The 24,917-nt window shown below is 34.6% G+C and carries 25 protein-coding genes; 23 read left to right on the forward strand and 2 right to left on the reverse strand.

What is annotated here, in order from left to right; translation table 11 throughout:
* The first annotated feature begins 2 nt into the window (after positions 1 to 2).
* The 4 genes from RWZ86_RS01855 (at position 3) to RWZ86_RS01870 (ending at position 4,466) form a co-directional block, all read left to right on the forward strand.
* Complete coding sequence (locus RWZ86_RS01855; RefSeq protein WP_314679525.1) at positions 3 to 1,127, forward strand: FAD-binding oxidoreductase; 1,125 nt, start codon at positions 3 to 5, stop codon at positions 1,125 to 1,127.
* An 81-nt stretch (positions 1,128 to 1,208) separates the two neighbouring features.
* Positions 1,209 to 1,595 carry a large conductance mechanosensitive channel protein MscL gene (gene mscL, locus RWZ86_RS01860; protein WP_314679528.1) on the forward strand — a complete coding sequence of 129 codons (387 nt, stop codon included), beginning with the start codon at positions 1,209 to 1,211 and terminating at the stop codon, positions 1,593 to 1,595.
* Positions 1,596 to 2,047: 452 nt separating this feature from the next.
* Positions 2,048 to 3,208 (forward strand): glycerate kinase, encoded by a 1,161-nt coding sequence (locus tag RWZ86_RS01865; protein WP_314679529.1) that lies wholly within the window; start codon positions 2,048 to 2,050, stop codon positions 3,206 to 3,208.
* A 1-nt stretch (position 3,209) separates the two neighbouring features.
* Positions 3,210 to 4,466: an SLC13 family permease gene (locus RWZ86_RS01870; protein ID WP_314679531.1), complete on the forward strand. Its 1,257-nt coding sequence runs from the start codon at positions 3,210 to 3,212 to the stop codon at positions 4,464 to 4,466.
* A gap of 51 nt (positions 4,467 to 4,517) precedes the next feature.
* Here the strand turns inward: RWZ86_RS01870 and manA are convergent, their stop codons facing one another.
* A complete protein-coding gene (gene manA, locus RWZ86_RS01875) occupies positions 4,518 to 5,471 on the reverse strand; it encodes a mannose-6-phosphate isomerase, class I (RefSeq protein ID WP_314679562.1) in 954 nt (317 codons plus the stop codon).
* Positions 5,472 to 5,481: 10 nt separating this feature from the next.
* Positions 5,482 to 6,207, reverse strand: coding sequence for a GntR family transcriptional regulator (locus tag RWZ86_RS01880; protein WP_314076854.1), 726 nt, complete (start codon positions 6,205 to 6,207; stop codon positions 5,482 to 5,484).
* Between the two features lie 159 nt (positions 6,208 to 6,366).
* Here RWZ86_RS01880 and RWZ86_RS01885 point away from each other — a divergent pair, with 159 nt between their 5' ends.
* The 19 genes from RWZ86_RS01885 to RWZ86_RS01975 all read left to right on the forward strand — a co-directional run bounded on the left by RWZ86_RS01885 (position 6,367) and on the right by RWZ86_RS01975 (position 24,821).
* Complete coding sequence (locus RWZ86_RS01885) at positions 6,367 to 7,782, forward strand: glycoside hydrolase family 1 protein (protein ID WP_314679533.1); 1,416 nt, start codon at positions 6,367 to 6,369, stop codon at positions 7,780 to 7,782.
* A 13-nt stretch (positions 7,783 to 7,795) separates the two neighbouring features.
* The gene (locus RWZ86_RS01890; protein WP_314679535.1) at positions 7,796 to 9,094 is read left to right on the forward strand and encodes a PTS sugar transporter subunit IIC; all 1,299 of its coding nucleotides are present in this window, start codon (positions 7,796 to 7,798) and stop codon (positions 9,092 to 9,094) included.
* A gap of 8 nt (positions 9,095 to 9,102) precedes the next feature.
* The gene (locus RWZ86_RS01895; protein WP_314679537.1) at positions 9,103 to 9,405 is read left to right on the forward strand and encodes a PTS sugar transporter subunit IIB; all 303 of its coding nucleotides are present in this window, start codon (positions 9,103 to 9,105) and stop codon (positions 9,403 to 9,405) included.
* Position 9,406: 1 nt separating this feature from the next.
* Positions 9,407 to 9,715, forward strand: coding sequence for a PTS lactose/cellobiose transporter subunit IIA (locus RWZ86_RS01900; RefSeq protein WP_314679538.1), 309 nt, complete (start codon positions 9,407 to 9,409; stop codon positions 9,713 to 9,715).
* A gap of 138 nt (positions 9,716 to 9,853) precedes the next feature.
* On the forward strand, positions 9,854 to 11,236 hold the full coding sequence (gene glmU, locus RWZ86_RS01905) for a bifunctional UDP-N-acetylglucosamine diphosphorylase/glucosamine-1-phosphate N-acetyltransferase GlmU (RefSeq protein ID WP_314679540.1): 1,383 nt from the start codon (positions 9,854 to 9,856) through the stop codon (positions 11,234 to 11,236).
* Between the two features lie 89 nt (positions 11,237 to 11,325).
* On the forward strand, positions 11,326 to 12,306 hold the full coding sequence (locus RWZ86_RS01910) for a ribose-phosphate diphosphokinase (RefSeq protein WP_314112940.1): 981 nt from the start codon (positions 11,326 to 11,328) through the stop codon (positions 12,304 to 12,306).
* A gap of 67 nt (positions 12,307 to 12,373) precedes the next feature.
* Positions 12,374 to 13,585, forward strand: a complete 1,212-nt coding sequence (locus RWZ86_RS01915) for a chloride channel protein (protein ID WP_314679541.1) — start codon at positions 12,374 to 12,376, stop codon at positions 13,583 to 13,585.
* A gap of 754 nt (positions 13,586 to 14,339) precedes the next feature.
* Positions 14,340 to 15,626, forward strand: coding sequence for a solute carrier family 23 protein (locus tag RWZ86_RS01920; RefSeq protein ID WP_314679543.1), 1,287 nt, complete (start codon positions 14,340 to 14,342; stop codon positions 15,624 to 15,626).
* Positions 15,627 to 15,846: 220 nt separating this feature from the next.
* The gene (epsC, locus tag RWZ86_RS01925) at positions 15,847 to 16,419 is read left to right on the forward strand and encodes a serine O-acetyltransferase EpsC (protein WP_314679545.1); all 573 of its coding nucleotides are present in this window, start codon (positions 15,847 to 15,849) and stop codon (positions 16,417 to 16,419) included.
* Entirely contained in the window at positions 16,403 to 17,815 is a 1,413-nt protein-coding gene (cysS, locus tag RWZ86_RS01930) for a cysteine--tRNA ligase (protein ID WP_314679546.1), read from the forward strand. The genes epsC and cysS overlap by 17 nt, the downstream gene beginning before the upstream one ends.
* Positions 17,800 to 18,222 carry a Mini-ribonuclease 3 gene (locus tag RWZ86_RS01935; RefSeq protein ID WP_399544693.1) on the forward strand — a complete coding sequence of 141 codons (423 nt, stop codon included), beginning with the start codon at positions 17,800 to 17,802 and terminating at the stop codon, positions 18,220 to 18,222. Before cysS ends, RWZ86_RS01935 begins: the two co-directional genes overlap by 16 nt.
* On the forward strand, positions 18,215 to 19,063 hold the full coding sequence (gene rlmB, locus RWZ86_RS01940; RefSeq protein ID WP_314679548.1) for a 23S rRNA (guanosine(2251)-2'-O)-methyltransferase RlmB: 849 nt from the start codon (positions 18,215 to 18,217) through the stop codon (positions 19,061 to 19,063). The genes RWZ86_RS01935 and rlmB overlap by 8 nt, the downstream gene beginning before the upstream one ends.
* 10 nt (positions 19,064 to 19,073) lie before the next feature.
* On the forward strand, positions 19,074 to 19,592 hold the full coding sequence (locus tag RWZ86_RS01945; RefSeq protein WP_314679549.1) for an NYN domain-containing protein: 519 nt from the start codon (positions 19,074 to 19,076) through the stop codon (positions 19,590 to 19,592).
* A 259-nt stretch (positions 19,593 to 19,851) separates the two neighbouring features.
* Positions 19,852 to 20,727, forward strand: a complete 876-nt coding sequence (locus tag RWZ86_RS01950) for a hypothetical protein (protein WP_314679551.1) — start codon at positions 19,852 to 19,854, stop codon at positions 20,725 to 20,727.
* 144 nt (positions 20,728 to 20,871) lie between these two features.
* On the forward strand, positions 20,872 to 21,582 hold the full coding sequence (locus tag RWZ86_RS01955) for a response regulator transcription factor (protein ID WP_314679553.1): 711 nt from the start codon (positions 20,872 to 20,874) through the stop codon (positions 21,580 to 21,582).
* Between the two features lie 3 nt (positions 21,583 to 21,585).
* Positions 21,586 to 22,992 carry a HAMP domain-containing sensor histidine kinase gene (locus tag RWZ86_RS01960; RefSeq protein WP_314679555.1) on the forward strand — a complete coding sequence of 469 codons (1,407 nt, stop codon included), beginning with the start codon at positions 21,586 to 21,588 and terminating at the stop codon, positions 22,990 to 22,992.
* Positions 22,993 to 23,012: 20 nt separating this feature from the next.
* Positions 23,013 to 23,516 (forward strand): VanZ family protein, encoded by a 504-nt coding sequence (locus RWZ86_RS01965; protein WP_314679557.1) that lies wholly within the window; start codon positions 23,013 to 23,015, stop codon positions 23,514 to 23,516.
* On the forward strand, positions 23,512 to 23,640 hold the full coding sequence (locus tag RWZ86_RS01970; protein WP_399544698.1) for a VanZ family protein: 129 nt from the start codon (positions 23,512 to 23,514) through the stop codon (positions 23,638 to 23,640). The genes RWZ86_RS01965 and RWZ86_RS01970 overlap by 5 nt, the downstream gene beginning before the upstream one ends.
* A complete protein-coding gene (locus RWZ86_RS01975) occupies positions 23,637 to 24,821 on the forward strand; it encodes a class I SAM-dependent rRNA methyltransferase (protein WP_314679558.1) in 1,185 nt (394 codons plus the stop codon). Before RWZ86_RS01970 ends, RWZ86_RS01975 begins: the two co-directional genes overlap by 4 nt.
* Positions 24,822 to 24,917 lie beyond the last annotated feature (96 nt).

Consider the following 24,917-nt stretch of genomic DNA (forward strand, 5'->3'; position numbering starts at 1 on the left):
GGATGAAAATTGCAATTATTGGAGCAGGAATTGTGGGAGCAACAGCTGCTTATCAATTATCGAAAAATCCAGAAGTAGAATTAGTTGTCTATGATGATGGAGTTGGGCAAGCTACGAAAGCTGCGGCGGGTATTATTTGCCCGTGGCTATCTCAAAGAAGAAATAAAGATTGGTATCGATTAACCGCAAGAGGAGCTTCTTATTATCCAGAATTAATGGCACAACTAGAAGTAGATGGTGTGACTCAATTGCCGTATGAACAAGTAGGAGCGCTAGTGTTTAAAAAGACTCCGGAATTATTAGAAAAGTTAGAGAAAATTGCTGTCGAAAGAAGGGAAGAAGAGGAAAGAATTGGGACGTTAACAAAAATTGAAGTTGAAAACATCTCTTCTTATGTTCCTGGGTGGAACGGAACTCATGGAGCGATTCATTGTTCTGGTGGCGGAAGAGTCGATGGGAAACTTTTAGTTGAGCAGCAATTATATTTAGCACAGCAAAATGGAGCAAATATCCAACAAGAAAAAGTGAGCTTAACACGAGATGAAGAAGGAAAAGTAGTCATTAAGACCAATAACGGATTAGAATCGTTCGACAAAATTATCGTATCAAGTGGAGCGTGGGTGAAAGAGTTAATTGAACCACTAGGGTATTATGTAGACGTTCGCCCACAAAAGGGACAATTAATTGAATTAGAATTAGAGACAACGGAAGAAACAGGAAAATGGCCCGTTTGTATGTTACATGGAGAAATTGATATTCTACCATTTACAGAGGGGAAAATTATTGTAGGCGCAACCCATGAGAATGATCAAGGCTTTGACTTAACAGATAATCAAGAATTACAGCAACAAATGTATGAAGAAGCGTGTGAAGTATTCCCACCATTAAAACAAGCCAAATGGGTAGGCAGTCGAATTGGAACAAGAGCATATACTTCTGACTTCTTACCATTTTTCGGTAGTATTCCAGAAGAAAACTCGGTATTAGTTGCTAGCGGGCTAGGATCTTCAGGGTTAACTTCAGGCGTATGGATTGGAGCATTATTAGCACAGTTATCAGTTGGTGATACACCTTTATTTGACGTGGATTCTTATACTCCAGAAAATTATATTCAAAAATTAATATAACAGAAATCATATTTGTTGCATTAAAAGAAAAATTCTTGTACTATACTTAAAGTTAATATTTTAAATATAGGAGGAATTATAATGTTAAAAGAATTTAAAGAGTTTTTAATGCGTGGGAATGTTGTTGATTTAGCAGTTGCGGTAATCATCGGGGCAGCTTTCAAAGCTATCGTTGATTCATTAGTAAAAGATATTTTCGAACCAGTTATTGCAATGGTATTTAAAGCAGATTCAATCGCTGGTGTATCAGTTCAAATCGGTTCAGCTACACTTGGTGTAGGTGCTTTTGCAGCAGCAGTTATTAACTTTGTGATTGTAGGTTTTGTTCTATTCATGGTTGTTAAAGGAATGAACGCTGTTCAAGACTTGGCGAAACGTGGACAAGAAGAAACTGCTAAAGAAGTAGCTCCAGAACCAAAAGCTGAAGATTACTTACGTGAAATCCGTGACTTATTAGCAAACAAATAATGAGATATAATTTGATGAAGGATGAGTTTTCTCATCCTTTCTTTTTATTGAATTTTATAGTAATCTATGCTAATATTTTCTTGTGATAAGTTTTTTTCATTTTCTTATCACTTTTTTTCTTTTTTTTATTTTTTTATTTTTTTATTGGGCTGTCCGTTCAGGGGATAGTTCTGAAAACCACCTATATTGGGTGGTTTTTTTGTGCTTGAAATTGTTAGAACTGAGTGATATCATACGAGTGTGATAAGTTTTTTACTTTTCCTTTCAAGTTTATTTTCTTATCACTATCTACAACGTAGATTTTTTTAGCATTTCTAGACGACTTCGGTCGTCTTTTTTTGTTTTTATAAAGAAATGTAGGAGAATTTTCAAGAAATATTCTAAAAACTCTATGAAAATATGTAAACGCTTGCTATAATAGTGTATCAATCTATGAAAAGGGAGGCTGTGACATGAAAGTCGTTGTTGCCATTGACTCGTTCAAAGGAAGTTTGTCGTCTATGGAAGCTGGTCAAGCGATAGCAGAAGGCGTAAAACGTGTTCATCAAAATGCAGAGGTTGTGGTTCGTCCATTAGCAGATGGCGGGGAAGGAACCGTTGAAGCATTAGTCGAAGGAATGGGAGGAATCTTTGTTACAAAAGAAGTAACAGGTCCATTAGGAGAAAAAGTAGAAGCAGTATACGGAGTGATTGAATCTAAGGAAGATTCAAGTAAAACAGCCATTATTGAAATGTCAGCTGCAGCAGGAATTACGTTAGTTCCTGAAGAAAGTCGCAATCCAATGAATACAACTACTTATGGAGTTGGTGAATTAATTCTAGATGCAATTGAAAGAGGATGTCGACATTTTATTGTTGGAATTGGCGGAAGTACTACTAATGATGGTGGAGTTGGGATGTTACAAGCGTTAGGATATGATTTCCTAACACGAGAAGGAAAGGCGATCTCTTACGGCGGGGATGGACTCAGAGAATTAGCAAAGATTAAAGATAGTAACGTACATACTAAATTAAAAGAATGTACCTTCAAAGTAGCTTGTGATGTTACGAATCCACTATGTGGCGAAAATGGCTCCAGTGCTATTTTTGGACCACAAAAAGGCGCAACTCCTGAAATGGTTCAAGAATTGGATCAATTATTATTACACTATGCTGAATTGTCTAAGGAAATTAATGTGAATGCGGATCGATTTTATCCTGGAACTGGAGCAGCTGGTGGAATGGGATTTGCCTTTTTAACGTATACGAATGCCACATTAGAATCTGGAATTCAAATTGTATTAACGGAAACCAAATTAGAAGAATTAATAAAAACTGCTGATTTTGTTGTAACCGGTGAGGGAAGACTTGATGGGCAAACAGCTTTAGGAAAAGCTCCGATTGGTGTAGCATCCTTAGCTAAAAAGCATCATAAGAAAGTGTTAGCTTTTGCAGGAGCTGTTACACCAGATGCAAAAGAATGTAATCAATATGGAATTGATGCATTTTTCCCAATTTTAAGAGGAGTTGTAACACTTAAAGAAGCAATGAATAAAGAAGTCGCTCATCAAAATATGGTGGATACAGTAGAACAAGTTTTTAGAGTAGTAGAAATGATGAAAGAAGGAAAATAAAATGGTTAGTCAAATTAGTACATTAGGAGCTTTAGTTGGATTAATTCTCGCAATTATACTGATTATTAAAAAAGTTCATCCAGCTTATAGTTTAATTTTAGGAGCTTTAGTAGGGGGAGTAATTGGCGGAGCAGGGTTAGCAGGTTCTGTTAGTGCGATGGTGACTGGAGCACAAGGAATGATGTCTCCAGTATTAAGAATTATGACTTCAGGTATTTTAGCAGGAGCTTTAATTAAAACAGGTTCTGCTGAAACGATTGCTGAAACAATTGTGAAGAAGTTAGGGGAGAAAAGAGCTGTTGCAGCAATTGCGATTGCTACAATGATTATTTGTGCAGTTGGAGTATTTATTGATATTGCTGTTATTACAGTAGCACCAATTGCGATTGCGATTGCAAAAAAAGCAAATTTATCAAAAGCAGGTATTTTATTAGCGATGATTGGTGGAGGAAAAGCAGGAAATATTATTTCTCCAAATCCAAATACGATTGCTGCTTCAGAAGCATTTCAATTAGATTTAACAGCATTAATGGCTAAAAATATTATTCCTGCATTAGTGGCATTAGTTGTGAGCATTTTATTAGCAGGATTTCTAGCAAAAAAAGTCGATCATGCGTTTGACGATATGGAAGAAGAAGCTGAACATCACACTTCTGTGCCATTTTTCCAAGCGATTCTTGGACCGGTTGTGGTTATTGCTCTATTAGCTTTACGTTCATTAGTCGGAGTAAGCGTGGATCCTTTAATTGCATTACCAATTGGTGGGTTAGTAACCATTTTAGTAACAGGGAATTCAAAACATACCGTAGAATATACAGAATTTGGATTAAGCAAAGTCATTGGTGTATCGATTTTATTAATTGGGACAGGAACGATTGCAGGAATTATTAAAGCTTCTTCTCTACAAGTGGATATGATTCATGTGTTGGAAGCTTTGAATATGCCATCTTTTGTCTTAGCATCATTATCAGGTATTCTAATGGGAGCAGCTACAGCTTCTACAACAGCTGGCTCTACGATTGCTTCTCAAACATTTGCAGCTCCTTTAGTTTCTTTTGGAGTTCCTGCAGTTGCAGCAGCGGCAATGATTCATGCTGGGGCAACAGTGTTAGATTCTCTTCCTCATGGCTCATTCTTCCATGCTACAGGTGGTTCAGTCTTTATGAGTATTGAAGATCGTATGAAATTAATTCCTTACGAAGCATTGGTAGGTTTGACAAGTACTATTGTTGCAGTGATTTTGTATTTGTTAGGGTAAAGTAAAAAAGAGTGAAATCGATGTAAGTTGATTTCACTCTTTTCTTTTGTCTTATTCTTCTGAACGAGAAACGATTAATGTTAGATTTCCTTTTACAGTTACATCATGAATCGGTGTTGGTAAAATAAATGAATCTGCTTTTTTAAGAGCGAATGATTGGCCATTTCCTTCTAGTGTTCCTTCACCCTCAATAACAGTTGCTAAGTAGTAGTTGTCATCTAGTGTAGTAGAGTAAGTTCCATCAATTTCCCATTTCCAAACAGAGAAATAGTGATTGGTAATAAAATGAGTAATCGTTGCGTCTCCAGTTTTTTCAACGGTTTGTTCAAAATGTGGTAATTGATGTGGAATTGTTGTTACATCAATGGTTTGTGGAATATGTAATGGACGAGGATTTCCTGCATCATCTTTTCGGTCATAATCATAGACACGGTAAGTAGTGTCAGAGTTTTGTTGTGTTTCTAAAATAACAATGCCTTTTCCGATAGCGTGAATGGTTCCACTTGGAACATTGAAGAAATCTCCTGCTTTTACAGGAACTTCTGTAAATAATTCACTCCATTTTTCTTCTTGGATTAATTGGATAAATTCTTCTTTTGTTTGTGCGGTATGTCCATAAATAATTTTAGCACCCGGTTCAGCAGAAATAACATACCAACATTCGTTTTTTCCTAATTCGTGTTCATGTTCTAATCCATAAGCATCATCTGGGTGTACTTGAATCGATAAGTTATCGCTTGCGTCTAAAATTTTGATTAATAGAGGAAAAGTTGGCAATGTTTGTTGATGAAATAATTCTGCATGCCCAGCATATAGTTCTGCTAATGTCATCCCTTGAAATTCAACAGGTGAAATAACAGTGGATTGTCCATTTGGATGAGCGCTAATCGACCAAGATTCACCAACTTTATCACTTGGCAATGTTAAGTTAAATTCTGTTTGTAATTTTTTACCACCCCAAATTTTTTCTTGTAGGACTGGTTTTAAAAAGATAGGTTGCATGATGTCGGCTCCTTTATGATTTTTTTAATCCGTATGAACTAAATTCAAATAAATCGTATCTATGTCTTGAGATAGAATACTCAAATGGTGTTCCATTATCTAAATAGGCGATTTGTTCTACTTCAAAAATAGGTTCAGTAGGGGATAAGTGTAAATATTTTTGATCTGTTTCCGTACTAATGGACGCTCGTAAAATTTTCATAGCACTAGCGATACGTAGCTTTAAAGTACCTTCGATATAAGAATAAATAGAATGGTGAAGAATTTCTTCAGTAATACCACTTATCAAATCAGTACTCATATAAGTTTGTTCTAAAACGTATGGCTTATCATCAATAATTCTTAATCGAAATATATTATATATAGGAGAAGATACAGAAATCTGTAATTTTTCAGCGATGCTTTTTGTAGCGAATTCTAATTTAAAATGAATAATTTCTGAATGCACTTGTGCATGCGATTGTTTAGAAATTTTTGTTAAACCTTGAATATCTCTTTCAGGGACAATAATTTTATGTTTTTGTTCAACTTGTGGCATGATAAAAGTGCCCTGCCCACGTTTGCGATAAATTAAACCTTCATCCACTAACATGTCTAAAGCTTTTTTTACGGTCATACGACTACAATGAAATTTTTTTGTTAATGAAATTTCATCAGGCAATTGCGTATTAGAAGGAGTATCTTGATGTAATATCTCTTCACGTAGTTGTTGATATATTTTTAAATATTTTGTACTCATGTTTATTTTCCTTCAATTTTAATAAGAAAATTATAACAAACACATAATCAACAATCAACAAATAAAGTTATATGACTATAACAAATTAAAAATTTGTCTAGACAAATAAAAATAAAGTGATATACTAATGGTGTAAATATTTGAGGAAGGAGGATATATATGGATAAAAATATTGTATTTCCAGAAAATTTTTGGTGGGGAGCAGCTACAAGTGGACCTCAAACAGAAGGTAGTACAGATAAAATTCATGAAAATGTAATGGATTATTGGTATAGAAAATCGCCAGAAGTATTTTTTAATCAAGTTGGTCCAGGAGTAGCGAGTGACTTTTATCATCACTACCAAGAAGATTTTGAAAGAATGACGCAAATAGGATTTAATTCTTTTAGAACTTCCATTCAATGGAGTCGATTGATTAAAGACTTCGAAACTGGAGAAGCAGATGAAAGAGCAGTAGAGTTTTATCGTAATGTGATTCAAGAAGCTAAGAAGCACGGGATTACTTTAGTACTTAACTTACACCACTTTGATATGCCGATTGATTTGTTGAAAAAATATGGTGGCTGGGAAAGTAAGCATGTCGTAGATTTGTTTGTAAAATTTGCTCGAACTTGTTTTGAACGATTCGGAGATATAGTAGAGCATTGGACTACTTTTAATGAACCGATGGTAATCCCAGAAGCAGGATATTTATACGCATTTCATTATCCTAATAAAAAATATTATGGAAAAGAAGCAGTGCAAATTATTTATAATTTAAATTTAGCTAGTGCGAAAGTGATTCAATTATATCGTAGCTTAAATTTAAAGGGGAAAATTGGTATTATTTTAAATTTAACGCCTGCTTATCCAAAAAGCTCATCAAAAGAAGATGTTGCTGCAGGTCATTTTGCAGATGACTTTTTCAATCGTTCATTTTTAGAACCAGCTGTAAATGGAGTGTTTCCAGAAAGTTTAGTGCAAACATTAGAACAGGATGGAGTACTTTGGGAATATACAGAAGATGAACTCAAGATTTTAAAAGAGAACACGATTGATTTTCTAGGAGTGAATTACTATCATCCAAAAAGAGTTCAAGCTCCTGAATTTTCTGAGAACTTTGATGGTAAATGGATGCCGGATAAATACTTCTCAGATTATGAATGGAAAGAACGTAGAGTAAATCCTTATCGAGGTTGGGAAATTTATCCTAAAGCCATCTATGATATTGCTAAAAATATTCAAGATAATTACCACAATATTCCATGGTTTATTAGTGAAAATGGTATGGGTGTTGAAGGTGAAGAGCGGTTTATTGATGAACAAGGAATGATTCAAGATGACTACCGTATTGAGTTTTATGAAGAACATTTATTATGGTTGCATAAAGCTATAGAAGAAGGAAGTAACTGTTTTGGGTATCATACTTGGACAGCTTTTGATTGTTGGTCTTGGAATAATGCCTACAAAAATCGTTATGGATTTATTTCGGTAGATTTAGCAACACAAAAAAGAACGATTAAAAAATCGGGATATTGGTATAAAGAAGTAAGTAATAAAAATGGATTTAAAATTGACGTAAATAAATATTTGTAATGGAGGAATAAACATGGAAAATTCAAAATTTGTGGATAAATTTGTAGTGTTTGCTGGGAAACTAGGAAACCAAATTCATCTAAAAACATTAAGAGATGCATTTGCAACAGTAATGCCACTTTATATTCTTGCAGGTCTAGTTGTTTTACTAAATAATACAGTATTTAAATGGATTATTTCAGAACCAACTACATTATCAAATGTTCAATATTGGGGAATTACTGTAGCAAATGGAACATTGAATATTTCAAGTCTTTTAATTGCAGTAATGGTTGGTTATTATTTAGCGCAAAACCGTGATTATGAAAATCCTTTAGCAGCAGCTATGATTTCAGCAGTTTCATTAATTGCGATGATGCCAAATGCCGTTCAAGTTGTGGCAAACGGAGCAAAAGATCCTGTTTCAGTATCTGGAGTATTAACATTCTCTAACTTAGGTACAGGAGCAATGTTTGCTGGGGTTATTGTTGCTTTATTAGCTTCAGAATTATTTATTAAAATTACACGTGTTAAAGCATTGAAAATTCATTTAGGAGACAATGTTCCACCTGCAGTTGAAATATCATTTAACGTTTTAGTACCAGTTATTTTAGTAGTTTCAGTATTTGGGTTAGTATCAACATTATTATTCAATATTTGGGGAACTAACTTAATTACATTAATTACTACATTTATTCAAGAACCATTACGTCACGTAAGTACAGGTCTATGGGGAGCAATTATCCTTTACTCATTAGGAAATATGTTATGGTTATTTGGGGTTCACCAAGCAGTTATTTATAGTTCAATTTTAGAACCATTATTAATTATCAACATTCTTGAAAATACAGCAGCTTATAATGCTGGAGAAGCAATTCCGCATATTATTAATGTATCACAAGTTCAAACATATGCATTAATGGGTGGTAGTGGTTCAACAATCTGTTTATTAATTGCTACATTCTTAGTAAGTAAAAATGCTGCAAGTAGAAATGTTGCAAAATTAGCATTTGCTCCAGGACTATTTAACATTAATGAACCAGTATTGTTTGGTTATCCAATTGTTTATAACGTATCTATGGCAATTCCGTTTATCGGAGTTCCAGCTTTAGGAATTTTAATTAGCTATGTTGCAACAAGTCTAGGATTAATGAGTCCAAGTGTGGTACAAGTTCCATGGACAACACCAATTTTTGCTAGTTCATTCTTATCAACTGGTGGTGACTGGAGAGCAGTAGTTGTTCAAGCGATTATCTTAGTTTTAGGAGTTTTAATTTATATTCCATTTATTAAAATTCATGATCGTGTTATGGAAAATCAATACGAAGGTTAGTGATAAACATGAAAAATATATTATTAGTTTGTAATGCAGGAATGTCTACTAGTATGTTAGTGAAAAAGATGCAATTAAGTGCTGAAGAACGCTCTATTGAAGCACATATTGAAGCAAAATCATTAACAGAAGCTAAGAAAAATTTACAAGAGGTAGATGTTATTTTAATCGGTCCTCAAATTAGATATGAACTTGAAAATGTAAAATCATTGGCAGGAGATGTTCCAGTTGCTGCAATTGATATGAGAGATTATGGCATGATGAATGGACCAAAAGTTTTAGATCAAGCATTAGCATTGGTGGAGGGTTAATATGTCTGAAGATATGGAATTAGTATGTTTTCAGTTAATTGCGAATAGTGGTGCAGCAAAATCTTCTTATATGGAAGCTGTGGGATTAGCGAAAAAAGGAGATTTCAAAGGCGCTGATGAAAAAGTAACTGAAGCAGAGGAATGCTTTGTTCAAGCTCATAAAATCCATGCAGATTTAATTCAAAAAGAAGCTGCTGGAGAAAAAACTGAGATTTCTCTACTCTTTATTCATGCTGAAGATCAAATGGCAATGACTGAAATGGTTCAACTATTCTCAAAAGAATTAATTCAGTTATATAAAGAACGTTAAAATGTTAAAGGTTCGAATGATAGAAAAAGTCGTTCGAACCTTTTTCTGTAAATTCACCCATATTCAAGACACTTTCTTGCAAAAAACATCATAGTTTACTATTATAAAGAAGTAAAAATAGAACTTGCGAGGGATAATATGAATCAAAAATACGGAATTATTTTAGCAGCTGGAAAAGGCACACGAATGAAATCTGAACTTTATAAAGTCATGCATCCAGTTTGTGGCAAACCAATGGTAGAGCATGTCGTAGATCAAGTAGAACGTGCGGGAGCCGAAACGATTGTAGCGATTGTTGGACATGGCGCAGAAATGGTGCAACAACAATTAGGAGAACGTGTTTCTTATGCTTTACAAGCAGAACAATTAGGAACAGGTCATGCCGTTTTACAAGCAGAAGAGTTGTTGAAAGATAAAGAAGGAACAACTTTAGTTGTTTGTGGAGATACACCGCTATTAACAGCAGAAACATTTGAACAATTAATGAAAGTTCATGAAGATACAAAAGCAAAAGCAACTATTTTAACAGCTTGGGTAGAAGATCCAGCTGGATATGGACATGTGGTTCGTGAGGAAGATGGAACAGTTCTAAAAAATGTAGAACACAAAGATGCTACTCCAGAAGAAGCAGCCATTCAAGAAATTAATACAGGAACTTATTGCTTTGATAATCAATCCTTATTCAGCGCATTAAGCGAAGTTGGAAATGATAATGCTCAAGGTGAATATTACTTGCCAGATGTATTAGAAATTTTGAAAAAACGTGGAGAAATCATTTCTGCTTATCAAATGCCAAATGTAGATGAAGGAATGGGCGTTAATGACCGAGTGGCTTTATCAAAAGCAGAAAAATCAATGCGCCAACGTATTAATGAACAACATATGAGAAATGGTGTTACATTAATTGACCCTGAACAAACATATATTGACTCAGAAGTAGTGATTGGTTCAGATACAGTCATTGAACCAGGAGTTTATTTAAAAGGGGATACAATGATTGGTCAACACTGCCATATTACTTCAGGAAGTGTGATTCGTGATTCTGTATTAGAAGATTATGTAATAGTGACTAGTTCAAATATTGAAGAGTCATTAATGAAAGCTTATAGTAATGCTGGTCCATTTGCACATCTTCGTCCAAAATCTGTTATCGGAAATTCTGTTCATATTGGAAACTTCGTAGAAGTGAAAAATGCAACATTAGGAAAAGGTACAAAAGTTGGTCACTTAACCTATGTTGGAGATGCTGATTTAGGAAGAGACATTAATGTTGGTTGTGGAACAATCTTTGTAAACTATGACGGTAAAAATAAACATAGAGCCACTGTAGGTGACCGTGTGTTTGTGGGATGTAATGCGAATTTAGTAGCACCTGTTACTATTGGAGATGATGTCTTTATTGCAGCTGGTTCTACGATTACAAGAGATGTTCCAAATGGAGCGTTAGCCATTGCTCGTTCTCGTCAAGAAAATAAAGAAAACTATGCTGAAAAATTACCTTCAGCTCAAAAAAATTCATAGAAAAATACATTTAGTTCTTTAAAAACGAATCAAAAACGTTTATTATTATAGTAGTGAAAAAACAAAAATAAAATTCTTCGGGGGTTATCATTGTGGAACATTATTCCGATCCAAATTTAAAGATTTTTGCACTAAGCTCAAATCGTCCATTAGCTCAAAAAATTGCAGATCAAGTCGGGGTAGAATTAGGAAAAGTATCCGTTACTCATTTTAGTGATGGAGAGATTAAAATTAACATTGATGAAAGTATTCGTGGAGATCATGTTTATATTGTTCAATCAACATCGTATCCAGTAAATGATAACTTAATGGAGTTATTAATTATGATCGATGCATTACGTCGTGCAAGTGCGAAAACAATTAACGTTGTATTACCGTACTATGGATATGCGCGTCAAGATCGTAAAGCTCAATCACGTGAACCAATTACAGCAAAATTAGTAGCAAATATGATTACACAAGCAGGGGCAGACCGTGTGTTAACATTAGACTTACATGCTGCTCAAATTCAAGGATTCTTTGATATTCCAGTGGATCACTTATTAGGAGCTCCATTATTAGCCAATTATTTCTTAGAAAATAATTTCAAAGATAAAGACATCGTCGTTGTTTCACCAGACCATGGTGGGGTAACTCGTGCACGTAAATTAGCAGAATTCTTACATGCTCCAATTGCGATTATTGATAAACGTCGTCCAAAAGCAAATGTTGCAGAAGTTATGAATATTATTGGGGATGTTAAAGGGAAAGTTGCCGTATTAATCGATGATATGATTGATACAGCTGGAACTATTACATTAGCAGCTCAAGCTTTACAAGATGCTGGTGCATTAGAAGTTTATGCTTGCTGTACTCACCCTGTATTATCAGGTCCAGCATTAGATCGTTTAAATGCTTCTGTAATTAAAGAAGTAGTTGTAACGGACTCCATTCAAGTCCCTGAAGAAAAAACAGGTGGAAAAATTGTTCAAGTTAGCGTGGATCAATTAATGGCTGAAGCGATTAGACGTATTCATGAAAATCGTTCAGTAAGTCCATTATTTATTGAAAAGTTCACAATTTTAGATTAAAAAGTTGAAGGTTAATTAGGAGGCTGGAGAAATTTCTCCAGTCTTTTTTATTCAAGGAGGTTATTTGGTGAATTCGTGTAATATAAAGGAAAGAGTTTTACTAGGAATCGTTAGTGTCATCGTCGGAGTGATTACTGGAGTTTTAACGTCCTTTTTTGGGCAAGTATTATTAAAAGTATCTGAATTAAGAGTAGAGTATTTTTGGTATTTGATTCCGTTTTTAGCAATTGTAGGATTTTTATTTCATACAGTCTATTTAAAATACGGGAAAAATGCGATTGAAGGAATGAATATTGTCTTCCGAATTGGACAAGGAGAGGATAATCGCATTTCAAAATGGTTAATTCCTTTTATGATGATTGGAACATGGCTCGCTCATTTATTTGGAGCAAGTGTGGGACGTGAAGGAGTTGCGGTTCAATTAGGGGCAACGGTTGCGAATCAATTTCAACAATGGTTTTCTTCTAGGAGAAATCGTCAAATTTTATTAATGGTTGGGATGGCAAGTGGTTTTGCTGGACTATTTGGCACTCCTCTAGCAGCGACTTTCTTTGCGATTGAAGTAATGATTGTCGGTCAATTACAAATTGACGCCTTATTTTATGCGTTGCTCTCCAGTTTTATTTCTATGAATGTAGCGCAACGTTTAGGGTTAGAGAAATTTATGGTTGGTGTTCCTGTAGATATTCAATTTGATGAAACATTATTGAAGATGGTTGTGTTAGGAATTGCGTTTGGATTAACAGGAAGACTATTTAGTGTGAGTTTAGCGTATTTGAAAAAATATTGGAGTACTAAAATTCCAAGTCCTACTCTAAGAATATTTTTATTAGGAATTGTTGTTAGTATTTTAATTGTAGCTCTTGGCAGTGGTCGTTATGCAGGATTAGGAACGAATTTAATTCATGCTAGTTTTTATAATGAGACGATTTATGTACAAGATTGGATATTAAAATTAGGGTTAACAGTTTTTTCTCTTAGTGCAGGATTTTTAGGTGGAGAAGTAACGCCTCTCTTCGCAATTGGTTCTTTATTAGGAATTGTGATGAGTTCGTGGTTAGGAATTTCTCCAATGGTAGCAGCAGCATTAGGTTATGGAGCTGTATTTGGGAGTGCGACAAACACTTGGCTAGCCCCTATTTTTATTATTGGTGAAGTTTTCGGATATAGTATGATGCCATATGCAGCCATTGTTTGTATTGTTGCATTTGTCGTAAATGGAAATTACAGCATTTATGGACAACAGAAAGTTTTGGAATTAGAAGGTATAGATAGATAAAAAAACAGGGGCAATTATATTTTGTCCCTGTTTTTTATACGCACTCCAAGTGGCGAAAAACTTACTAATAAGTTTCTTGATTTAAGAATCAAGAGGAGATTACTGTATAACTTTCTCACTTATGGCTGAGATACACCATCTTTCAGAATTATTTGTTATAACGAAATTCAATCATGAATACACCTAAAATTATAAAAATAGAGGAGATTACTGCGCTCATTACTAAGGATACATTCATATAATTTTTTAGAAAAGATAATAAGGCCACTCCTAAAACGGTTATTAAGCTAGTCAATAATCTCTTTTTCATATATTCACCCTTTTTCATTTAAATAAATTAAGTCTAAAAATAGATATTAAATACTTGGAAATTAAATAATATAAACATGAAAGAGTTGTTTAGAAACCGCTTCCTGTTTACGGTTGTAGTATAATACATTTTTATATAAATTACAATTAATATTAAAAGAGATATTTTTGGTGTAAAGGTACTTTAAAACTTTACATTTGACAGAGTTTAAAAAAACGAAAAAATACTTGTTATTTTGTGAAAAGTCTAGTATACTTTCGCATAGCGAGGGCTTTTAAATTCATCCCGTGAGGTGAAAAAGGCGATCATAGTTCAAGTTTATATTTCAAGGAGAATTTTTTATGCATAGAGAAAATTCTTCTATATGAAAGCAGCCCTTTTGCAAACAAAATTTGATAGGGTTGCTTTTTTGTATGCACAAAAAGGCCCGGAAAAGAGGGAATGATGGAGTTACAAACTTCAAAAGTCAACTTATTACTTGATGTGGATCAAAATCCACCTTTAGCCAAAGGCTTATTACTAAGCTTGCAACATGTGTTTGCAATGTTTGGGGCAACAATTTTAGTGCCATTAATTTTAGGAATGCCTGTTTCTGTAGCATTATTTGCTTCAGGTTTAGGAACTCTAATTTACATGGTAGCTACTCAATTTAAAGTGCCAGTGTACTTAGGGTCTTCGTTTGCATTTATTTCAGCGATGGCATTTGCGATGAAGCAAATGAATGGCGATGTTTCAGCAGCACAATCTGGGGTTGTTCTTGTAGGTCTTGTTTATGTAGTAGTAGCATTAGCGGTTAAATTAATTGGAACAAAATGGATTGATCGTTTATTACCACCGATTGTCATTGGACCAATGATTATGGTAATTGGTTTAGGCTTAGCTAATTCTGCAGTAACAAATGCAGGATTTATTAAAGATGGTACAGTCCAACAAATGACAGTAGCGATTGTAACTTTCTTGATTACAGCATTTATTAATACAAAAGCTAAAGGATTTTTAAAAATAATTCCATTCTTATTCGGGATTATTGGAGGCTATATTGTAGCTGTACTGTTTGGATTAGTGGATTTCACTCCAGTATTAGAAGCAGACTGGATTGCGATTCCTCAATTATATTTACCATTTTCAACAAATGGATTTTTCAAAGAATATCATTGGTACTTTGGTCCTGAAACTTGGGCAATCTTACCAGTAGCTGTTGTAACCATTGCAGAACATATTGGAGACCATACAGTATTAAGTCAAATTTGTGGTAGACAATTTTTGAAAAATCCTGGTTTACATCGTACGTTAATTGGAGATGGAATTGCTACTTCTGTTTCAGCGTTTATGGGTGGACCTGCCAATACGACTTATGGTGAAAATACAGGGGTTGTAGGGATGACAAGAATTGCGAGTGTTTCAGTGATTCGTAATGCAGCATTATTTGCGATTGGATTAAGTTTCCTTGGGAAATTCACAGCGTTAATTTCAACCATTCCGAATGCAGTGCTTGGGGGAATGTCTATTATGTTGTATGGGGTTATTGCAAGTAATGGTTTGAAAGTGTTAATTGAAAAGCAAGTAGATTTTAGAGAAGTGCGTAATTTGATTATTGCGAGTTCGATGTTAGTGTTAGGATTAGGTGGAGCAATTTTAGAATTAGGTCCTGTGACATTGTCAGGTACAGCATTATGTGCATTAGCAGGGGTTATTTTGAACCTTGTGTTGCCGTATGAAAATAGAAAATGATTTTTGTGATGCGGCATAGGGTGGAAGCAGCCTTGCTAAAAAAGCGAGTCTCATACATGTTACATAAAAAAATATTTTGTTTGACCGTTAGTCTATGAGAGAGTAAAAAGGCTTTTCTTCATTGAAAAGTCTTTTTTTAGTTTCCTAGTTTGAGATAGCGAAAAAACGGTAGAAAATATGCTATAATAGAAAAATAGTACTAGTAAAGGAGAGTGAGGAGATGGGACGTTTTCAAGAGGATATGGAAACCTATAAAAAGAACGATCCAGCTGCACGAAGTAGTTTAGAAATTATTTTAACGTATCCAGGCTATCATGCGACTGTTATGCATCGATTAGCACATTGGTTACACACTACTTGTCGATGTAGACTTCTTGCTCGCATGCTGAGTACATTTAGTCGATTTTTTACTGGAATTGAAATTCATCCGGCAGCTCAAATTGGTCGTCGATTTTTTATTGACCATGGCATGGGAATTGTCATTGGAGAAACAGCGATTATTGGAGATGACGTAAAAATGTTCCACGGGGTTACATTAGGTGGAACTGGAAAACAAACGGGTAAACGTCATCCAACCATTGAAGATGGAGTATTATTGTCTGCTCATGTTCAAGTCATTGGACCAGTTACGATTGGAAAAGGTGCCAAAATTGGTGCAGCAGCAGTAGTGCTAACGGATATTCCAGCTCATACAACAGCAGTAGGATTACCTGCTAAAGTTGTTAGAATTCATACAAAAGAAGAACGAGAAATCACAGAATTATATGGAGGAAATTATGATTCAAGTATATAACACTTTAACACGTCAAAAAGAAGAATTTAAACCACTAGAACCAGGTAAGGTAAAAATGTATGTTTGCGGACCAACGGTTTATAATTATATTCATATTGGAAATGCGAGAAGTACCGTTGCATTTGATACTATCCGTCGTTATTTTGAATACCGTGGATACGATGTGAACTATGTTTCGAATTTTACAGATGTGGACGATAAAATTATTAAAGCAGCGAATGAAACAGGGATGACCCCTGAAGAAGTTTCTAAAAAATATATCGAAGCTTTCTATGAAGATACAGCAGCTCTAAACGTTAAAAAAGCAACTTTAAATCCAACCGTTATGAATACAATGGATGATATTATTGCCTTTGTAAAGGAATTAGTCGAAAAAGAAGCAGCATATGAATCTGGTGGAGATGTATATTTCATCACTGAAAAGTTCAAAGATTATGGAAAATTAAGTGATCAAAGTATTCAAGATTTACAAGTAGGAGCTAGCCAAAGAACGGAAAGTGCAGATGATGCCAAAAAGAGAAATCCATTAGACTTTGCACTATGGAAAAGTGCTAAGCCAGGTGAAATTAGTTGGGATTCTCCTTGGGGCAAAGGACGCCCAGGTTGGCATATTGAATGCTCTGTAATGGCTACGAAACATTTAGGAGATACGATTGATATTCACGGTGGCGGACAAGACTTAGCATTCCCACACCATGAAAATGAAATTGCGCAAAGTGAATCAAAAACTGGACATCCATTTGCTCGTTATTGGATGCATAATGCCTTTGTAACAATGGGTGAAGATGGCGAAAAAATGAGTAAATCTCTTGGTAATTTCGTATTAGTTCACGATATTATTAAAGAAATTGATCCACAAATTTTACGTTTCTTCTTAGCAAGTGCGCACTATCGTAGACCGTTAAAATTCAGTGAGTCTTCATTACAAGAAGCAACAGCGAATGTGTCAAAAATTCAAACAACTTTTAGCAATACACGTTATCGGTTAGAGAATGCAGTTGAGTCATTAGAAGATGACCAAGAAGTATGGGCTGGATTTGAAGCATTAGAAGGCAAATTCCAAGAAGAAATGGATGATGATTTTAATGCTGCTAATGGGATGACTGTTTTATATCAATTCGTAAAAGAATGGAATGTTTATTTAGAACGTGAAGCAGTATCACGTGTTATTTTAGAAAAATTATTACAAAAAGCTGAACAATTATTTGCGATTTTTGGAATGAAAGAAGTTCAAGAAGAGTTAGTAGATGATGAAATTCAAGCATTAATTGACGAACGTTTAGAGGCAAGAAAAGCGAAAAACTTTGCACGAAGCGATGAAATTAGAGAATTATTGAAAGCTCAAGGAATCGTGTTAGAAGATACTGCTCAAGGAACAAGATGGAGAAGAGTATAATGGAAATCATTAAAGATTGGCATTTATTAAATGGATTAACATTAGCTTATATGGGTGATGGCATTTATGAATTATATATTCGTCAACATGTGTTAAGAACTGGGAAGACGAAACCAAATGTCTTGCATCGTGAAGCTACTCGTTATGTTTCTGCCAAGGCTCAAGCAAATTTAATTCAACAAATGTTGGATAGCGAGTCATTTTTATCAGAAGAAGAATTAGAATACTTCAAACGTGGAAGAAATGCGAAGAGTCATACTAAGGCAAAAAATGCGGATGTCATTACGTATCGTATGTCTACAGGATTTGAAGCAATGATTGGCTATTTATATTTAAGTGGACAAAAAGAGCGATTAGATGAAGTGATTGCATGGTGTATTCAACAAGTGGAGGAAAAACATGGCTAGACAAGAAAAAAATTCGAATAGACGAAAAGGAAGTCAACCAAAGGGCTTCAAAAAAGAGGCTAAAGCACCTCGTCCAAAATATACACCGGAAAGTTCTTCAAATGAACAAGAGTCCACAGATTTTGTATATGGACGTCATGCAGTAAGAGAAGCTTTACAACAACCAGAACGTGTGAATAAATTATGGATTCAAGAAGCTTTATCTGGAAAAGAAATTACACCGATTATTGATTTAGCAAAAGAACATCGAATTCAAATTCAAAATGTTCCGAAAGCTAAATTACAAGATCTTGTTGGGGAAGTTGTCCATCAAGGAGTTGTTGCTTCCATTGCAGCATATGAATATGCGACTTTAGAAGATGTTTTTGAAAAAGTTCAGGAAAAAAATGAAGATCCGTTTATTTTAGTTTTAGATGGAATTGAAGATCCGTATAATTTAGGAAGTATTTTACGTACTGCAGATGCTACGGGAGTTCACGGTATTATTATTCCGAAGAGAAGAAGTGTTTCTTTAACTTCTACTGTAGCAAAAGCTTCTACAGGGGCTATCGAGCATGTTCCCGTTGTTCGTGTGACGAATTTAACTCAAACGATTGAACAATTAAAAGAACGTGGAGTTTGGGTATTTGGGACAGATATGAAAGGAACGGATTATCGTCAATGGAATACAAAAGGTCCAATTGCGATTGTGATGGGTAATGAAGGAAAAGGAGTATCTCGCATTGTTAAAGATGCCGTAGATGAGATGATTACGATTCCGATGACAGGACATGTTCAAAGTTTAAATGCAAGTGTCGCAAGTGCTTTAATGATGTATGAAGTTTTTCGCTCTCGTCATTAATAGGTGATTTATGAAGAAACAATTATATATCATTGATGGGTATAATATGATTGGAGCATGGCCTGAATTAGTGAGTTTAAAAAAACAAGGTGATTTAGAAAGTGCTCGTGATTTACTCATCCATCATTGCGCCAATTTTAGAAAATTTGAACACGTTGAAGTGTGGATTGTTTTTGATGCACAATTTGTTCCAGGAATTACTCAGTCGTTTGAATCTTCTCAAGTGAAAGTCATCTTTACAGCAGAAGATGAAACGGCAGATGAATATATTGAGAGAACCGTTAGTGAAATGAATACGCAAGTGATTCAAGTGTCGGTAGCAACGAGCGATTTAGCAGAACAATGGGTCATTTTTCAAAAAGGTGCTTTAAGAAAATCTGCAAGAGAATTTTTTAAAGAAATTCAAAGAAGTAAGAAGAAACAAGATCAATTATCGAGGCAATATCAAGAAATTTCCAGACGTCGCTCACCATGGAGCGATGAACAGATGGATCAATTGAATAGTTTACGATTCAAATTACAAGAATAAGATTGATCGTTTTTTGATGAGAAAGAGCTAAGTGGATGAACTTAGCTCTTTTTTAAGTTTTTGAAAAGTAACCGTTTACAAGATTGATGTGTTTCAGTACAATAGTATTAAAATACGTGAGTTATATAACATGGAGGTGTGTAACTACGATGCATCGTTGATTAGAGATAATGAGTAAAAATGAATGCTAAAGGTTGACGATATACAGAGTTTGATAAATAGGATGCAAGGATGGTTCATGAAGAATGGGGGAAATAACATGAAGAAGATGATTGCTTTACTATTTGGTTTATTAGTATTTACTTTAGGAAGTTCGACTGCGTTGGCAATGGAAAGTGAGAATATGGCTTCTGATATTGGTCAAAGTGAATTTGAAACCTTAGCAACAAAATCAGAGGAGAGGTTGAATCAATTATTTCTATCTTCGGATATTCAATGGGATAAAGCGGTGAAAGTGTATGAAGAAGCGTCATTTTTGGAAACTGTTCCTAAGATGGATGATGTAAGTTTAAAAGAAGAATTGCAAAAGACAGAGTATTATTGGCTTGTTCCAACTACTCATCTACAACCAAAAATAGAGATTCGATTTGATATTGTAAAGGATTTTGATAGAGACGAAGCGAAAAAAGCCGTAGCAAATGGATTGATGAGTGCAGAGAGTGTTGCAGAACAAGAAAAACAAATTGGAAAATGGGATATTACTTCTGTTGGTGAATACGAAGAAGGAGAAGAACCGTTTGATCAAAAAATAGAAAAGGTGCTAAAAGAGCAATCAATCTCTCCTCAAGCCTTATATTATATTCAACCAACGAAAGTAATGATGGATCCAATTGTTTTAGTGAAGTTAGCAGATAACGAGTATCGCATGCTCATTCACTCACTACCATTTGAAGAAGGTCAAATGAAGAGTAAAGTAGGGATGTTAAAATTTGATACACTTTATCCATATGAAACAGCTCAAAAGGTATTAGCTGCTTATTTAAATGAAAAATATACAGAACGGACGGGTGGAATTTCAGCTCTAGAGCCATGTGGGGTAATTTCGGTCGAACATAATAGAGCAATGATGATTGGTATAGCGGTAATTGTAGTCATTGGTGGTGTCATTTGTTGGAAGTTCTTCAAAAAACCATAATACAAACAAAATAAATTGAAAAATTCTGAGGCGACTTCGGTTGTCTCTTTTTTTATCTTCACAAAATCTTCATACTTTCTAGTTAACGGATTCATAAAATTAAGGTATACTAAGTGTGAAATCATCCAAAAAGGGGGAAGTAAGATGCATATTTTAATGATTGAAGATACAGAAGCAGTATGTGAAATGATGGAAATGTTTTTTGAAAAAGAAGGTTGGACAGCGGAATTTTATCATGATGGGAAAGAAGGCTATGATGCATTTGTTAATGACCAAGATAAATGGAATTTAGTGATTTTAGATTTAAACTTACCTTCAATGGATGGCATGCAAATTTGTCGTCAAATTCGTCAAATGAATGAGCAAGTACCAATTGTCATGTTAACAGCAAGAGATTCAGAAAGTGACCAAGTTATTGGTTTAGAAATTGGGGCAGATGATTATGTTGCAAAACCATTTAGTCCCTTAACTATGATGGCGCGAATTAAAGCATTGCATCGCCGTATTGGTCGAGGAACTTCTAGCGAAGCTCCAACAAGTTCAGGACAATTTGATATTGAAACAAAACACGTTTCGATTAATACAAAAACTCATGAAGCCTTTATTGATGGCGTGAAAATTGATGGATTGACTCCGAAAGAGTTTGATTTATTAGTCTTAATGGCACAACATCCTCGTCAAGTTTTCTCAAGAGAACACTTATTAACGAAAATTTGGGAAGACCCATTTTACGGTGATGAGCGTACGATTGATGCACATATTAAAAAATTACGTCAAAAAATTGAAGCAGTTGGACCTCATGTTATTCAAACGGTATGGGGTGTTGGATATAAATTTGATGATAGTGGGATTTAGAAGATGAAATATTTTTACCAACAATTAGTAGGATTTTTATCAGTTGTATTAGTATCCGTTGTTGTTTGTGGGCTATTATTTTATAATGTCATGACGAATAAAATTTTCTTACAGCGGTCGCAACAACTATTTGGATATGCCAAAGCGATTTTAGTAAATGATTTAACAGCTGAACAAATTAATAGCAGCTTATCCTTGTTGAAAGATGAACATTTAGGAGTTGCGATTTTTGATAAAGATAATAAAATGACTTATCCAGCAACGGTATTAAATGTTAAAAGTTCATTAACAGATGATGAATTACAACATCTTCAAGATGGTTCTGCGGTTAATATGAAGCAAACAAAGCATAATTTTGTGGGAGAAGCAGCAGATTTAGTAACGATTTATTATCCAATTTTTAAAAATCAAACTTATAATGGTTTTCTAGCAATTTCTAGCCCATTAAGTCGTATTGAAACGGAAATGGCGGAATTAAGAAATTCTATTTTAGTAGGATTTTCTTCAGCAGCAGTAGCAGGAGTGATTCTGAGTGTCTTATTTGCCAACTATCAAACAAGACGAATTAATCGCTTGAGAAAAGCGACCCACGAAATTGCAGAAGGAAATTATGATATTTCACTGCCAACTCAAAAACGAGATGAGTTCGATGATTTAGTAATGGACTTCAATAAAATGGCAGAATCATTACAAAAATCTGAACAAGAAATTGAACGACAAGAGAATTTAAGACGTCAATTAATGATGGATGTAGCTCATGAGATGAGAACACCACTCACAACAATGAATGGATTACTGGAAGGATTAATTCACCACATGATACCAGAGTCTCGTCGTGAGAGAAGTTTAGAATTAATTACGAATGAAACACAACGATTGATTCGATTAGTAAATGAAAATCTAGATTATGAAAAGATTCGTTCCGATCAAATTGTATTAGTGAAGCAAAATTTCTCAGGAGCAGAAGCTTTACAAAATGTTGTCGATCAATTGCAAGAATTAGCTAAGAATAAAGGAAATGACTTACGCTGTGAATGTCCAGAAGACTTTACAGTTTATGCGGATTATGATCGCTTTATTCAAATTTTAGTGAATATGACGAAAAATGCGAACCAGTTTACGGATAAAGGTCATATTCTCATTAAAGGTTGGAATGAAGATTCGAATGCCATTGTGCAAATTATTGATGATGGAATTGGAATTAGTAAAAAAGAAGTCGAAGCAATCTGGGAAAGATTTTATAAAGCAGATGTTTCAAGAAAGAGTACAAAATATGGAGAGTCTGGAATTGGCTTAGCGATTGTTCATTCATTAATGAATAGTCATCATGGCACAATTCAGACAGATAGTGAACTTGGAAAGGGAACGACATTTACACTTACATTCCCTGGAAAACAAGAAAAAGAATAAGGAAAGGGATGAATCGGGAAATGTTTTTTTTAGAACCAATCTATCAATGGCTAGAACAACTGTTGGACGGACGAATAAACCATTTCCCTTTGATTCGTCTTTTAATGAATAGTATCGATCATGCTCTTATATTCTTTATAGGATGGTTAGGAGTATGGTCGATTTCTCTCTTATTTAGAAACTATTATCGACTGAAAATCGATTGGAAATTAGAGAGTTATCTTCATTTATTTATTTTTTATTTACTTGTATTATTAAATATTACGATTTTTCGACAATCAAGTATTTTTAAATTGATGACAGTTTCACCACGACCGTTGCAAGAAATTTATTGGATACCTTTTGTAGATAGTGTAAAATTATTTACACACGGATCTCTATTTGCAGCATATTATAATGTATTTGGGAATATTATTTGGTTTATGCCAATTGGGTTATTTTGTGGGATTTTATTAAAGGAGAAGAGTTATTATAAACTATCTTTTTGGGCGGGTTTATCGATTTCTCTTTTACATAGAAATTAGTCAATGGTTATTTTCAACAGGTGTCACTCATATTGATGATGTCATTTGTAATGTGTTGGGAAGTGTTTTGGGATATTGGTGTTATAAAAAATATAAAGAGAGAAAAAGGAGATTAGAATTATGAGAGAAATCATTTTAAAAACAAAAGCCGCAAAATTAGTAAAAAAGGGATCTCCTTTATTAAATCAAGAAGATTTAGCAAAACCATTGGAAGCAAAAGAGGGCGAATGTGTCCGTGTTTGTGATGAGAAAAAAGAATTTTTAGCAATGGCTTATGTAGGATTTCAACATAAAGGAATCGGTTGGGTCTATTCTAAAAAAGATGGCGAGAAATTAACACCTCAATTCATAAAAGGCTTATTCCAAAAGGCAGCACAAAAACGTTCTGCTTTAATGATGGATGACAGTACGACAGCTTTTCGCCTGTTTAACGGAGAAGGAGATGGACTAGGTGGGATTACGATTGATTGGTACGATGGATTTGTCGTTGTTTCATGGTATAGTGCAGGGATTTATCAATGGAAAGAGTTGATAGTAGATCAATTGCAAGAAGCAATTCCAAGTGTTCAAGGTATTTATGAAAAGATTCGTTATGCTTCAAAAGAAAAACTACCAGAAAGTCAATTTGTACGAGGGATTAATGCGAGTGAACCATTGATTGTTCAAGAAGAAGGAGTTCGTTATGCAACATATCTTGATGAAGGATTGATGACTGGAATCTTTTTAGATCAACGGGAAGTTCGTACATTATTAAGAGATGACTATAGTGCAGGAAAAACTATTTTGAATTTATTTAGTTATACAGGTGCGTTTTCTGTTGCTGCAGCAATGGGTGGTGCGGTTCAAACAACGAGTGTGGATGTTGCCAATCGAAGTTTAGAGAAGACTAAGGAGCAATTTGAAGTAAATGGGATAGATGCATCTGAGCAGAAAATATATGTAATGGATGTATTTGATTATATTAAATATGCTGCAAAGAAAGATTTAACGTTTGATACGATTGTGTTAGATCCTCCTAGTTTTGCTCGCACAAAGAAGAGAACTTTTTCGGTTGCGAAGGATTACGCTGGTTTAGTGGAGCAATTAGTTCCGTTAACAGCAAAAAATGGGAATTTGATTTTATCGACGAATGCGGCAAATGTTTCTGAGAAGCAATTTTTAGAGATGATTCATAAGGGACTTCGTTCTTCTGGTAGAAGATATCGTTTGGCACATCAGAAGAAATTGCCGATGGATTTCCCAGTGGCGCCATATACGCCATTGAGTGATTATTTAAAGGTTGTTTTTGTGGAATTGGAGGCGTAGGAATAGACTTCATTTGTAGTAGTAAGGGACGCCAGCAGCTTCGCTTGCGCGAATCTCATGGCTAAAAATCGAGCCTAGGTCTCGATTTTTCCAGTA

It is taken from the genome of uncultured Granulicatella sp. (genome assembly GCF_963545075.1).
Lineage (GTDB): Bacteria > Bacillota > Bacilli > Lactobacillales > Aerococcaceae > Granulicatella.